Source organism: Sphingomonas sp. MJ1 (PH-R8), assembly GCF_048058635.1.
Taxonomy (GTDB): domain Bacteria; phylum Pseudomonadota; class Alphaproteobacteria; order Sphingomonadales; family Sphingomonadaceae; genus Sphingomonas.
In genome coordinates this window covers 15,062-28,658 of the sequence record NZ_JBBEFX010000018.1, presented here as the reverse complement: position 1 = coordinate 28,658, position 13,597 = coordinate 15,062, and the positions used below count along the sequence as shown (strand labels likewise).

8 protein-coding genes are annotated in these 13,597 nt (G+C 68.8%); 4 read left to right on the top strand and 4 right to left on the bottom strand.

All coding sequences use genetic code 11. The features are described from left to right. Positions 1 to 32: 32 nt before the first annotated feature. Complete coding sequence (locus VPH46_RS13755) at positions 33 to 2,810, top strand: TonB-dependent receptor (RefSeq protein ID WP_416612059.1); 2,778 nt, start codon at positions 33 to 35, stop codon at positions 2,808 to 2,810. A 20-nt stretch (positions 2,811 to 2,830) separates the two neighbouring features. Next, entirely contained in the window at positions 2,831 to 4,105 is a 1,275-nt protein-coding gene (locus VPH46_RS13750) for a histidine-type phosphatase (protein WP_416612057.1), read from the top strand. A gap of 10 nt (positions 4,106 to 4,115) precedes the next feature. Here VPH46_RS13750 and VPH46_RS13745 read toward each other — a convergent pair whose 3' ends face one another. Both VPH46_RS13745 and VPH46_RS13740 read right to left on the bottom strand, forming a co-directional pair. Beyond that, entirely contained in the window at positions 4,116 to 5,258 is a 1,143-nt protein-coding gene (locus VPH46_RS13745; protein WP_416612055.1) for an aminotransferase class I/II-fold pyridoxal phosphate-dependent enzyme, read from the bottom strand. A 154-nt stretch (positions 5,259 to 5,412) separates the two neighbouring features. After that, on the bottom strand, positions 5,413 to 6,603 hold the full coding sequence (locus tag VPH46_RS13740) for an aromatic amino acid transaminase (protein ID WP_416612053.1): 1,191 nt from the start codon (positions 6,601 to 6,603) through the stop codon (positions 5,413 to 5,415). 140 nt (positions 6,604 to 6,743) lie between these two features. Between VPH46_RS13740 and VPH46_RS13735 the strand changes: the two genes are divergently transcribed. After that, positions 6,744 to 7,385, top strand: coding sequence for a glutathione S-transferase family protein (locus VPH46_RS13735; protein WP_416612051.1), 642 nt, complete (start codon positions 6,744 to 6,746; stop codon positions 7,383 to 7,385). 6 nt (positions 7,386 to 7,391) lie between these two features. On the opposite strand, the gene VPH46_RS13730 is transcribed toward VPH46_RS13735, so the two are convergent. Continuing rightward, a complete protein-coding gene (locus VPH46_RS13730; RefSeq protein ID WP_416612049.1) occupies positions 7,392 to 8,717 on the bottom strand; it encodes a dicarboxylate/amino acid:cation symporter in 1,326 nt (441 codons plus the stop codon). A 188-nt stretch (positions 8,718 to 8,905) separates the two neighbouring features. Here VPH46_RS13730 and alaS point away from each other — a divergent pair, with 188 nt between their 5' ends. Next, the gene (alaS, locus tag VPH46_RS13725) at positions 8,906 to 11,560 is read left to right on the top strand and encodes an alanine--tRNA ligase (protein WP_416612047.1); all 2,655 of its coding nucleotides are present in this window, start codon (positions 8,906 to 8,908) and stop codon (positions 11,558 to 11,560) included. 205 nt (positions 11,561 to 11,765) lie between these two features. Here alaS and VPH46_RS13720 read toward each other — a convergent pair whose 3' ends face one another. Next, entirely contained in the window at positions 11,766 to 13,538 is a 1,773-nt protein-coding gene (locus VPH46_RS13720; protein ID WP_132883757.1) for a cation:proton antiporter, read from the bottom strand. Positions 13,539 to 13,597: the final 59 nt, after the last annotated feature.

Genomic DNA, 13,597 nt, shown 5'->3' with positions numbered 1-13,597 from the left:
ATCGCGTGCGAAACGCTCGAACTGCCCGCGCCATGCTGCGCACGGCTCTGCTTGCATCCACTCTGGCGCTTGGCGTCGCCGTTCCGGCCGCCGCGCGCGAGGTAACCGGAACCGTCGTCGACGCCAGCGGCACCCGCAGCCTGAGCGGCGCCGAACTCCGCATCGTCGAGCTCAATCGCGTCGTCGAGGCGAACCGCGACGGCCGCTTCCGTTTCGTGGACGTAGCGCCCGGCGAATACACCATCGTCGCGCGCTACATCGGCGCGGCCGACGAAACCCGTCACGTGACCGTGGTGGACGCCAGCGATCTGGTCGCCGATTTCGCCCTCGCACCCGCCGGTGCGGCTGCGGACGACGCCGGCAGCATCCTGGTCGTCGGCCTCGCCGCCAACCAGGCCAGCGCCCTGTCGCAGAAGCGCTCCGCCGATGGCGTCGAAAGCGTGCTGTCGCGCGACGCGATCGGCCAGAACCCGGACCAGAACGTGGCAGAGGCGCTGCGCCGCGTCCCCGGCATCTCGGTGCAGGACGATCAGGGCGAGGGCCGCTTCGTGGTCGTCCGCGGCCTTGCGCCCGAGCTCAACAACGTCTCCATCAACGGCGCCCGCATCCCGTCTCCCGAGGCCGAGAACCGCGCGCTGGCGCTCGACACCATCCCCTCGGAACTGGTCGGCTCGATCGAGGTCAAGAAGACGCTCACCCCGGACATGGACGCCGACACCATCGGCGGCTCGATCGAGGTCAAGACCACCAGCGCCTTCGATCGCAAGAAGGACCTGCTGAGCTTCAGCTTCGAAGAGTCCTACAACGATCTGCGCGACCGCGCCTCGCCCAAGGGGTCGGTGGACTTCTCCAAGCGCATCACCCCGGACTTCGGCATCTCCGGCGGCGCGTCCTACTATCGTCGCCGCTTCGGTACCGACGGCGTCGAGGCGTCCGACTGGACGCGCAGCGATGCCGGCGTCGCCTATCCGGAAGAGGTCGACTATCGCGCCTATGACGTGACGCGCACGCGCATGGCGGGGTCCCTCTCGCTCGACTGGCGCCCGGCCGCCAGCACCACCCTCTACGCGCGCGGCATCGTCAGCTCCTTCCGCGACGACGAGCTGCGCAGCCGCCTGCGCTTCACCTTCGGAGGTGAGCCGGTCAGCGGCGACGCGGGCAGCGCCAGCTTCCTCTCCGGTGCAGGCTCGGACAACCGCATCCGCGTCCGCCGCGAGATGAAGGACCGCACCGAGATCCAGAACGTCTATTCCGGCACGGTTGGCGGCAAGACCGAGGCGGGTCTTTGGACGATCGACTACTCGGGCAGCTATTCCTATTCCGAGGAGAGCGAGCCCAACCGCCAGGACACGATCTTCGATCGCCGCTTCCAGGCAGGCGCCAGCCAACTCGGCGTGACGCTGTCCGGCCTCGACACGCAGACGCCCGAATATAGCGTGAGCGACCAGGGCCGCTTCACGGACGGAAGCGATCCCATGAGCGCCATCGAGACGACGGATGGCCTCAGCACCGACGACGAATGGGCCGCGCGTCTGGATGTCGCCCGCGACATCCCGCTCGCCTCCGGCACGCTGCAGGTGAAGGCAGGCTTCAAGGGCCGTTTCCGCACCAAGCAGTACGACCTCGACTTCAACAGCTATGACGAGCTGACCGACGGCGACTTCCCGGCGCTCTCCGGCCTTTCGCGCTCGATCGGCAGCAAGGGGCTGGTCGACATGAACCCCGCCGTCGATCCGCTGGCCGTGCGCGGCTGGTTCCAGGCGAACCGGGATCGCCTGGTCCGGAACGACGACGACAGCATCCTCTCCAGCCTGTCGGCAAGCTATGCCGTCGATGAGGACATCTACGCCGGTTACGGCCAGCTCCGCTACGACAGCGGTGCGCTCCGGGCGGTCGGTGGCGTCCGCATGGAGCACACCGAGAACAAGATGCGCGGCTATGCGATCGATACGGACACGGTGGAGGCCACGCCCGTCACCTTCGACCGCAGCTACACCAACTGGATGCCCAGCCTGAACCTGCGCTTCGAGCCCACCACGAAGCTGGTGCTGCGGGCGGCGGTCACCCGCAGCCTGGTGCGCCCCAACGTCTCCGATCTCGCGCCGCGCTTCTCCTACAATGCCACGGACGGCGAGGGCGAATTCGGAAACCCAGAGCTCAAGCCCTATCGCTCCTGGAACTTCGACGCATCGGCCGAATATTATTTCGCCGACAACGCGCTCGCCGAGGTCGCGGTGTTCCACAAGCGGGTGTCGGACTTCATCTTCCAGTCGCGGATCGACGACTACGACTTCGGCGGCGTCGTGATCGACGAGGCGACCGTCCCCTTGAACGGCGACACCGCGAAGGTCTCGGGCGTCGAGCTCAACCTCCAGGCCGCGCTGAACTTCCTGCCGTCGCCGCTCGACGGGCTGCTGGTCGGCGGCAACTATACCTATGTCGATACCAGCGCGACGCTCTACGGTCGCGAGCTGACGCTGCCGGGCAGCTCCAAGCACATCTGGAACGCCTTCGTCGGCTATGACAAGGGTCCGCTCCAGCTGCGGGCCAGCGGCACCTATCGCGGCCGCTACCTCGACGAGGTCACCGCCGATGGCGACGGCGACATCTATGTCGATCATCGCCTGCTGTTCGACGTCGGCGCCAAGCTCCGGGTCGCGCCGGGCGTCCAGCTCACCGCCGACTTCGTCAACATCGGCACCGAGCCGTTCGATCGCTACTATTCGGGCACCGATGCCGGCAGTCGCCGCATCGCCCAGCACGAGGAATATGGCTGGACGGGCAAGTTCGGCTTCAAGATCACGATGTGAGCGGCAGGAAGGCACCGGAAATGAACCAGTATCTGGCAGGCGCTGCGCTCGCGATCCTCGCGCTCGCGCAGTCCGCCGTCGCCCAACCCGCGCCGGACGCACCGCCTGCGGGCGCGCTCAAGCTCAATCGCGTCGTGCTGCTGATGCGGCACGGCGTGCGCCCTTCCACCAAGTTCCCCGCAACGCCGGTCGGCACCACCCGCGATCCATGGCCGGCCTGGTCGACGGCCGCGGGCGACCTCACCCCGCACGGCGCAGAGGCGATCCGTCGCCTCGGCGCCTATGACCGCGCGCTGTTCGCGCAGCAGGGCCTGCTGCCCGCATCCGGCTGTGCTGCCCCGGGCACGGTCGTCGCCTGGGCCAGTTCCGCTTCTCGCGCGATCAAGACCGGCAAGGCGTTCCTGGAAACGCTCCAGCCTGGCTGCGCGGTTCCGCTCGACCATCCCGTCAACGAGGATGACGACGCCGTCTTCCATCCGCTCGACGGCAGCATGGAGATCGACGGGCAAAGGGCATTGGCCTCCGCCCAGGCGCTGCTGCCGCCGGGCGGCATCGCTGCGGAAGTCGCACGCAACGCCGATGCCTTCGCCGTGCTGGAGCGCGTCATCGGCTGCTGCCCGGGCGACGCGTGCGCGGCGACTGCCGCGAAGCACCAGCCGGTCTGCACGAGCCACCGTGAGACCCGGCTGGTGGCGGAGCAGGGCGATAAGCCCGACCTCGACGGCGCGCTCGGCTTTGCCTCCACCGCCGGCCAGACGATCCTGCTCCAGTATCTGGAGGGCATGCCGATGCGCTCCGTCGGCTGGGGACGGGCGTCCAAGCGCGACATCCAGACGATGCTGCGCTTCCACCCGGTCAAGTTCCGCTACGAGACCCGCCCTGCCTATGTCGCGGAGCGGGTCGCGGCACCGATCGCGCGCCGGATCGGCATGGCGCTGAACCAGGGCGATGCGCGGGTGACGCTGCTGTTCGGCCATGACAGCAACCTGGCGGCGCTGGGCGGCTTCTACGACCTGCACTGGACGATGGCCGATTATCCGGCGGACGACATCGCGCCGGGCGGGGCAATCGGGTTCGAACGCTGGAGCGACGCGGCCGGCAACGGCTTCGTCCGCGCGTTCGTGCAGGCGCAGACGATGGATCAGGTCCGCACTCTTGCGCAGCTTGGCAAGCGCAACGCGCCCGACCGTCGCTACATCGCCATTCCGGGCTGTGCCGACGCTGAAACGCCGTGCTCGCTCGCGACCTTCAACCGCATCACTGCCGCCAAGCTCGCGAGCCCGGCGGAGCGCTGATTCGAGCGGATCAGCCGGCGACGCGCGCCTGGTTCGGAAGCCAGGCGCGCAGCCGCTCGATCGCTTCCTGCACCAGCGGCGTCGCCACCGCGAAGCTGAAGCGCACGAATTGGTGGCCGCGCACCGGATCGAAGTCGACGCCGGGCGCGGTCGCGATGCCGGTGTCCGTCAGCATCCGCTTGCAGAAGCCGATGCTGTCGTCGGTCAGGTGCGCGACCGAGGTGTAGATGTAGAAGGCGCCGTCCGGCGGCGCGATCTCGCCAAGGCCAAGCTCGGGCAGCGCGGCCAGCAGCAGTTCGCGGTTGCGGCGATAGGTTTCGACATGCCCCTCCAGTTCGTCGGGCGCGTCGAAGGCGGCGAGGGCGGCATGCTGGCTCAGCGACGGCGGCGTCAGGAACAAATTGCCCATCCGCTTGCGGGCTTCCTCGACTAGGTCGGCCGGCGCCACCATCCAGCCGAGCCGCCATCCGGCCATGCTGAAGTATTTCGAGAAGCTGTTGAGGATGATCGCGTCCTCGGCGTGGCGCAGCATCGTGTCTGCCGCCATGCCATAGCTCAGCCCGTGGTAGATCTCGTCCGAGAGGATGCGGATCCCGCGCGCCCGGCACAGCTCGGCGATGCCAGCGAGTTCATCGCCGGGGATGATCGTGCCAGTGGGATTGGCGGGGCTCGCCAGGATCAGCCCCTTGGGAGCCGGGTCGAGCGCCGCCAATGCCTCGCGCGACATCTGGAAGCGCACTTCCTCGCCGCAGTCGATCTCGACCGGCTGCATGTGCAGCGCGCGCAGCGTGTTGCGATAGGCGACATAGCCCGGCCGCGCCGTCGCCACCCGGTCGCCCGGCTCGAAGGCGGTGGCAAGCGCCAGCACCAGGGCCGGCGACGCGCCGCAGGTCAGCAGAATGCGTTCCGGCGCAACTGCTACGCCATAGCGCTCGGCATAATGCCGGGCGATCCGCGCCTTCAGCGCCGGGCTCTCCCAATAGCCCATCGCATCGCTATCGAGCACCTGGTGCGCAGCCGCGATCGCGGTGCTCGGTGCGCCGGTGGAGGGCTGGCCGAACTCCATGTGGATGATCGACCGCCCCTCCTGCTTGAGCCGGTGGGCAAGCTGGCTGATGGCGATGGCATGAAAGGGTTCGACGGTGCTGCGCATCCGCGCCCCATTCCACGACACCGCACTGCGCGCCAGCCCCTCAAGGCACCAGTGCACCCAGTGCCCCGGCGAAGGCTGGGGCCCAGTGGGAACGTCCTCGCAATAGGGCGCCCGCTGTCCACCTCCGTGCTCCTGCCTGGGCAGGAGCAAGAGACTAGCCGACCTGTGCCTCGACCAGCGCCTTCAGCGCCTCCCCGAACCGCCCGATGCTCGCCTCGCTGAACCCCGCGATGTTGATGCGCCCGGACGCTGCCATGTAGATCGCATGGTGCTCGCGCAGCCACGCCACCTGGCTGCGGGTGAGGGGCAGGGTGGCGAACATGCCCTTGCCGCCCGCGATCGGCGCCAGGTCGATGCTCCCGATCGTGCCGAGCACGCTGACACCCTGGCGCAGCGTCACCAGCCGCTCCCGCATCGCATCCAGCTCCGCGCGCCACTCGGCCGCAAGCGCGGCGTCCTCCAGCACGATCCGCGCGGCGGCCGCGCCATGGTCGGGCGGCATCGACCAGTTGGCCCGCGCCAGCGCCAAGAGGTTGGAATAAAGGATCGCGCTCGCCTCGGCGTCCGGCGCCACCGTCCACAGCGCGCCCGTCCGCTCGCGATAGAGCGCGAAGTTCTTGTCGCACGAATAGGCGAGCAGCCCGTGGCGGCAGCGCGCCAGCACCGTCCGCGCACCCGCCGCGTCGGCGTCCCACCCATCGCCCAATCCCTGATAGGCAAGGTCCACGAGCGGCACGAGCCCGCGCGCCTCGACCCGCTCGGCGATCTCCGCCCACAGCGCCGCATCGGGATCGATGCCGGTCGGGTTATGACAGCAGCCGTGCAGCAGCACCGCGTCGCCGGGCGCAGCCTTGTCGAGCGCCGCAAGCAGCGCCGTCCCGTCCAGCGTCTGGCTCGCCACGTCGAATGCGTCGAACGCCTCCGGCGTCAGCCCCGCCGCGGCAAAGATCGGCGCGTGGTTCGGCCAGCTCGGCGTCGCAATCCAGATGCGCGAAACGCCGGCCCGCGCCAGCAGCTCCGCGCCCAGCCGCAGCGCGCCGGTTCCCCCCGGCGTCTGGATGCCCGCCAGCCGCTCGGCCGGCACGGCATCGGCCAGCACCAGCGGCGCGAGTGCGGCGACGAAGCCCGCATCGCCCTCCGGCCCCAGGTAGGACTTGCTGTCCTGTGTCGCGAGCAGCCGTTCCTCCGCCTTCTTCACCGCCCGCATCATCGGCGTGCCGCCCGCTGCATCGCGGAACACGCCCACGCCCAGGTCCAGCTTGAACGGCCGCGGGTCGTCGCGGTAGGCGCCGATCAGCGCCAGCAACGGGTCGGCAGGCAGGAGCGAAAGCTGTTCGAAGGCCATGATCTCTTCCGGATGGAGCAACGCGTCACGATTGTCGCGTCGGACAGGCGGCGACGGTTAGCCCCGCGGCGGCCCCCGGCGCAATCGCCTTGCAGCCATCCGCAGCCCCCGGCGTTGGGCAGCCCAGCAGGAGGCACTGGATGATCACCGTTCACCATCTCGAGAATAGCCGATCGCTGCGCGTGCTCTGGCTCCTGGAGGAGCTCGGGCTCCCCTATGCCGTGCAACGCTATGAGCGGGACAAGGCGACGATGCTCGCCCCGCCGGAACTGCGGCGGGTCCATCCGCTCGGCAAGTCGCCGGTGATCCAGGACGCGGCGGGCGCGGGCGGCAGCCCGGCGGTGATCGCGGAAACCGGAGCGATCGTCGAATATCTGGTGGAAAAGGCGGACGGCCGGCTCGGCGCGCCTGCGCATCGGGAATCCGCGCTGCGCTACCGCCATTTCCTTCACTATGCGGAAGGGTCGCTGATGCCGCCTTTGCTGGTGAAGCTGGTGCTCGGCCGCGTGCCGGTGTTCGGCAGGGCGGCGCAGCGCCGCATCCAGCCGATGATCGACGTCCACCTCGACTTCGTCGAGGCCGAGCTCTCCCGGCGTGACTGGTTCGCCGGCGACGAGTTCACCGCCGCCGACATCATGATGAGCTTTCCGCTGGAGGCGGCGCGCAACCGGGCGGGTCTCGACGAATCCCGCCCGGCCACGATCGATTGGCTTGAGCGCATCCATGCGCGCCCGGCCTATGGCGCGGCGCTGGCGAAGGGCGGGCCCTACGCCTACGCCTGAGTGGGCTCAGCCGATGTGCCGGAAGCTGTCCGGGGCATTGGCGCGCGGCGTGCCGGAGGGCGCTTGCGGCGGCTCGATCTCCGCCGGCTCCGGCGCATCCAGGCCGCCCTCCCACTTGGCGATAACGGTCGCCGCGATCGCATTGCCGATCACGTTGGTCGCGGTCCGGCCCATGTCCAGGAAGTGATCCACCGCCAGGATCAGCAGCAGGCCGGCTTCCGGGATCTTGAACATCGACAGCGTGGCCGCGATTACCACCAGGCTCGCGCGCGGTACGCCGGCGATGCCCTTGGACGTGACCATCAGCACCAGCAGCATCGTGATCTGCTGGCCGAGCGACAGCTCCACGCCATAGGCCTGCGCGATGAAGATCGACGCGAACGTCATGTACATCATCGAGCCGTCGAGGTTGAACGAATAGCCCAGCGGCAGCACGAAGCTGGCGATGCGCGGCGGCACGCCGAACCGGTCGAGCGCCTCCAGCGTGCGCGGGAAGGCCGCTTCCGAAGAGGCGGTGGAGAAGCCGACCAGGATCGGCTCGCGCAGGTAGCGGATCAGCTGGCCGATCCGCGGGCCGATCATCAGGAAGGCGATGCCGAACAGCAGCAGCCACAGCGAGGCGAGGCCCGCATAGACGCTGGCCATGAAATAGGCGAGCTGCCCGATCACGCTCGGGCCCTGCTCGGCGAGCGTACCGGCGACCGCTGCGAACACCGCGATCGGTGCGAATCGCATCACATAGTCGGTGATCTGCAGCATCACCGACACCAGCGCCTCCAGCGCGCGGGTGAGGGGGGCTGCCTTCTCGCCCACCGCCGTCATCGCGACGCCCACGAACACCGAAAAGACGACGATCTGGAGGATCTCGTTGGTCGCCATCGCCTCGACCATCGAGGCGGGCACGATGTGGCTGATGAAGTCCTTGAGGTTGAACGACGCCTTCGCCAGCCCTGCCGACGCATCTGCCGGCGGCATCGGCAGCCCCAGGCCGACACCCGGCTGCAACAGGTTCACCAGGATCAGGCCGACCGTCAGCGACAACAGGCTCGCCCCCACGAACCATGCGAACGCACGCAGGCCGACCCGCCCGAGCGCGCTGGTGTCGCCCATGTGGGTGATGCCCACCACCAGCGTCGAGAACACCAGCGGCGCGATGATCATTTTGATCAGCCGCAGGAACAATGCGGTCACGATCGAGAAATAGCCGGCGATGTCCTTCAACTGCGCGGTGCCGGCGCCGCCCGCATCATCCAGGGACGCGTTCAGCACCCAGCCGACGACCAGGCCCGCGACCAGACCGAAGAGAATATAGGCGGTAAGCCGCTTGGCCATTCAGAAAAACCCCCGGGGAAGAAGGCCGGCAACCAAGGGGAATGCGCCGCCCGGGTCAAGCCGATTGTCCGCGGCGCTGTGGCGCTCCCGCCCTTTTTTCACAGCCTCAGGAACCTTTGGCAAAAGAACGCAACAGGCGCCTGTGCGGATCGCTTGGCAAGGTCGCGGCTTGCTTCTAATCAGCGCGCATGATCTCGACCAACGATGTTCGCCGCTCGTTCCTCGACTATTTCGAGAAGGAGGGGCATGCGCGCGTCCCGTCTGCGCCGCTGGTGCCGCAGAACGACCCGACGCTGATGTTCGTGAACGCCGGCATGGTGCCGTTCAAGAACGTCTTCACCGGGTTGGAGACGCGCCCCTACAGCACCGCGACCTCGTCGCAGAAGTGCGTGCGTGCCGGCGGCAAGCACAACGACCTCGACAACGTCGGCTACACCGCGCGCCACCACACCTTCTTCGAGATGCTCGGCAACTTCTCGTTCGGCGACTATTTCAAGGATCGCGCGATCGAGCTCGCCTGGAACCTGATCACCCGCGAATGGGGGATCGCCAAGGACCGGCTGCTCGTCACCGTCTACCACACCGACGATCAGGCGGCAGAGCTCTGGAAGAAGATCGCCGGCCTTTCCGACGATCGCATCATCCGCATCGCCACCAAGGACAATTTCTGGGCGATGGGCGACGACGGTCCCTGCGGCCCCTGCTCGGAGATCTTCTTCGACCATGGCGACCACATCGCCGGCGGCCCGCCGGGATCGCCGGACGAGGACGGCGATCGCTTCGTCGAGATCTGGAACCTCGTCTTCATGCAGTATCTGCAGGCGGGGAACGAGATCATCGGCGAGCTGCCGCGCCCGTCGATCGACACCGGCATGGGCCTGGAGCGCGTCGCCGCGGTGCTTCAGGGCGTCCACGACAATTACGACACCGACACCTTCCGTGCGCTGATTGACGAATCGGGTGCGCTCACCGGTGCGGCCACCGATGGTCCGATGCAGGCGAGCCATCGCATCATCGCCGACCATCTGCGCGCCTCGGGCTTCCTGGTCGCCGACGGCGTGCTGCCGGCCAACGAAGGCCGCGGCTATGTGCTCCGCCGCATCATGCGCCGCGCCATGCGCCACGCGCACCTGCTGGGCGCCAAGCAGCCGCTGATGCACCGCATGGTGCCGTCGCTGGTTGCCGAGATGGGCGCCGCCTATCCCGATCTGGTGCGTGCGCAGCCGCTGATCGAGGCGACGCTGCTCCAGGAGGAGACGCGCTTCCGCCAGACGCTCGACAAGGGCCTGCGCCTGCTCGACGAAGCAACCGCCGGCATGGCGAAGGGCGCCACGCTCGCGGGCGAGACTGCGTTCAAGCTCTACGACACCTTCGGCTTCCCCTATGACCTTACCGAGGATGCGCTGCGCAGCCAGGGTCTGGGCGTCGATCGCGCCGGCTTCGAAACTGCGATGGCCGAGCAGAAGCGCGCCGCCCGCGCCGCCTGGAAGGGCTCCGGCGCCAAGGCCTCCGACGAGGTCTGGTTCGACATCGTCGAGGAAAGCGGCGCAACCGAATTCACCGGCTATGCGGTCGCCGAAGGCCAGGGCGAAGTGATCGCGCTGGTCCGCGACGGCGCTCGCGTCGACCGGGCCGAGGCCGGCGAGGAGGTGTTTGTCGTCACCAACCAGACGCCCTTCTATGCGGAAAGCGGCGGTCAGGTCGGCGACAGCGGCACGATCGACACCGACAAGGGCCTGTCGGCCACCGTGCTCGACACGTCCAAGCAGCTCGGCAAGCTCCACGTCCACCGCACGCGCATCGACGCCGGCACGCTCGCCGTCGGCGACAGCGTGCACCTGGCGATCGACACCGCACGTCGTGGCCAGATCCGCGCCAACCACTCCGCCACCCATCTGCTGCACGAGGCGCTGCGCGAGCAGCTCGGCACCCATGTTGCGCAGAAGGGCAGCCTGGTGGCGCCGGAGCGCCTCCGGTTCGACTTCTCGCAGCCGACGCCGATCTCGCCCGCCGACATCGCCGAGGTCGAGGCGCAGGTGAACGCACAGGTGCGCGGCAACGGCACCGTCACCACGCGTCTGATGACCCCGGACGATGCGATCGCCATGGGCGCGATGGCGCTGTTCGGCGAAAAGTACGGCGACGAGGTCCGCGTCGTCTCTATGGGCGAGGATGCGAAGGGCACCTATTCGATCGAGCTGTGCGGCGGCACGCACGTCAACGCGCTTGGCGAGATCGGCGTGTTCAAGATCATCGGCGAGGGCGCCGTGTCGAGCGGCGTCCGCCGTGTCGAGGCGCTGACGGGCGAGGCTGCGCGCCAGTGGCTCGCCGGCCGCGACGAAAAGCTGCGCGAAGCCGCTGCTCTGCTCAAGGCCACCCCCGACGAGGTGCCCAGCCGCGTCGCGACCCTGGTCGAGGACCGCCGCCGCCTGGAACGCGAACTCGCCGAAGCCAAGAAGGCGCTCGCACTGGGCGGGGGTGCCGGTGCGGCTCCGGCAGGCCCCGAGACGGTCGGCGGTGTCGCCTTCGTCGGCCAGGTGCTCGACGGCCTTGAAGCAAAGGCGCTGCGCGGCGCCGTCGACGAGGCCAAGCAGCGCATCGGCTCCGGCGTCGTCGCGCTGGTCGCGGTAAACGACGGCCGCGCCTCGGTCGCAGTCGGCGTCACCGCCGATCTGGTCGGCACCCACAGTGCCGTCGACCTGGTCAAGGCAGCGGTCGCGGCGCTCGGCGGCCAAGGCGGCGGCGGCCGTCCCGACATGGCCCAGGGCGGCGGTCCGGACGGCGACAAGGGCGCCGAAGCGGTTGCCGCAGTCCGTGCAGCACTGGAGCCGGTTGCGGCCTGAACGGGCAGGGGCGGACCAATCTCCGCCCCTGTATTCCTAAGGGCGAAGCCGTACCCCGGCGAAGGCCGGGGCCCAGAGCCACGCGCGTTGCCGCTTCAACGTCTTAGCCGGTTTCCTGAAGCGGAACGGTAATAAGAGTGGCTGCTAAGTTTCTGTAAGATAACGGAAAACCGCCGGGTCCTTGCGCTCGGCAAAGACCGCCGAGCTATCCCGCAACCTCGCTCCGCCGCGTGCGCCGCAAGCGGGGCTCGCGCTCCAGCCCGGCGCCCTCGCGGATCTCGCGACGCAGTTCGTCGCGCTTCTCGTGGATGGAGGCGATCACGGGTCCCATCGCCACCCCCATCTCGACCAGCACCGCCTCCGATAGCTGAAGCGAGCTTTCCAGCGTCTCCGGCACCGCTTCGGTCACCCCCGCCGCATAGAGTTCGGCCGCATGCGCCGCATCGCGCGCGCGCGCGACGATGGTGAGGTTCGGGACCCACCCGCGCACCCGCCGCGCGATCCGCACCGTCAGCACGGGCTCGTCCATCGTCAGGATCAGCGCCGTTGCGCGTCCCAGGTTCAGGCGATCGACGAGTTCCGGCCGAACCACGTCGCCGAAGATCACGGGGTATCCCTGCCGCCGCGCCGCTGCCACCGTGTCGATATTCGATTCCACCGCGATGAACGGCTTGTCGTGCGCACGCAGCATGTCCGCGACCATGCGCCCGACCCGACCGAAGCCGATGATGACCGCGCCCGGCCCCTCCGCGCTCGGCTGCGGTTCCTCGACGCCGCTCCCCAGGTCGATCTTGCGCGCCGCACGTTTGCCGATCATCGCGAGCAGCGGCGTGATCGTCAGGCCGATCGCCGTCACCGTCTGCCAGAAGGCGGCGGTGGAGGGCTGGATCAGATGCGCCTGTGCCGCTGTCGCCAGCACGATCAGCGTCGTCTCGGACGGGCTCGCCATCAGCAGGCTGGTCTCGGCGGCGACGCCGCGGCGCAGACGCGCGACCCGCAGCATCGCGCCGGTGATCAGCGCCTTCACCAGCACCACGCCGCCCACGGCCGCTGCCAGCGACAGCCAATTCTCGGCGATCGACCGCAGGTCCAGGCTCATGCCGACCGTGATCAGGAACACGCCCAGCGCTAGCCCCTTGAAGGGCGCGGTGATCACCTCGACCTCGGTGTGATATTCGGTCTCGGCGATCAGCAGGCCGGCGAGCAGTGCGCCGACGATCGGCGACAAGCCCGCGGCGGTCGTCACCATGCTGGCCACGATCACCACCAGCAGGCTCGCCGACAGGAACAGCTCCGGGCTCTTCGTTCGCGCCGCCTGAGCGAACAACCGCGGCAGGATAAGCCGCCCGCCCACGAACAGCGCGGCGATCGCCACCGTTCCCCAGATCAGCGTGTTGGCGAGACCGCCCCAGCCGGCATCCTGCGCATTGGGTGCGAGGGCGCCGAGCGCGAAGATGATCGGCACCAGCGCCAGATCCTCGAACAACAGCATCGAAAAGGCGGTGCGCCCGACCAGGCTGGTCGTGCCCGCCATCGGCAGCACCAGCGCGGTCGACGACAACGCCAGCGCCAGCCCGAGCCCCATCGCGCCCGGGAGCCCCTGGCCGAGCAGGAACAGCGCGCCGGCGATCGCAGCCCCCGACACCAGCAGTTCCGACGCGCCCAGCCCGAACACCTGGCTGCGCATCGCCCACAGGCGCCGGAACGACAGCTCCAGCCCGATCGAGAACAGCAGCAGCACGATGCCGAACTCGGCAAAGGGATCGATCGAGTGCCTGTCCGTGATGGTGACATGGAACAGCCACGGAAACCGGTCTACCAGCGCGCCCAGTCCCGCAGGCCCGACCAGCACGCCCACCAGGATGAAGCCGATCACCGGGTTGACGCGGAACCGGGCGAACGCCGGGATCACGAGCCCGGCGGCCCCCAGGATGACGAGGGAGTCGCTGAACGGCGTCGAATCGATCGGGAGTGGCATGGCGCCTTTGTTGCGGATGGCGACCCGTCTGCCAACGCCGCGGAGCGCGGCGCGCGCGG

What these genes read in the sequence shown, in the direction of transcription:
- VPH46_RS13755 (WP_416612059.1), top strand. Translation starts at nt 33, where the DNA reads ATGCTGCGCACGGCTCTGCTTGCATCCACTCTGGCGCTTGGCGTCGCC.
- VPH46_RS13750 (WP_416612057.1), top strand. Translation starts at nt 2,831, where the DNA reads ATGAACCAGTATCTGGCAGGCGCTGCGCTCGCGATCCTCGCGCTCGCG.
- VPH46_RS13745 (WP_416612055.1), bottom strand. Translation starts at nt 5,258, where the DNA reads ATGCGCAGCACCGTCGAACCCTTTCATGCCATCGCCATCAGCCAGCTT.
- VPH46_RS13740 (WP_416612053.1), bottom strand. Translation starts at nt 6,603, where the DNA reads ATGGCCTTCGAACAGCTTTCGCTCCTGCCTGCCGACCCGTTGCTGGCG.
- VPH46_RS13735 (WP_416612051.1), top strand. Translation starts at nt 6,744, where the DNA reads ATGATCACCGTTCACCATCTCGAGAATAGCCGATCGCTGCGCGTGCTC.
- VPH46_RS13730 (WP_416612049.1), bottom strand. Translation starts at nt 8,717, where the DNA reads ATGGCCAAGCGGCTTACCGCCTATATTCTCTTCGGTCTGGTCGCGGGC.
- alaS (WP_416612047.1), top strand. Translation starts at nt 8,906, where the DNA reads ATGATCTCGACCAACGATGTTCGCCGCTCGTTCCTCGACTATTTCGAG.
- VPH46_RS13720 (WP_132883757.1), bottom strand. Translation starts at nt 13,538, where the DNA reads ATGCCACTCCCGATCGATTCGACGCCGTTCAGCGACTCCCTCGTCATC.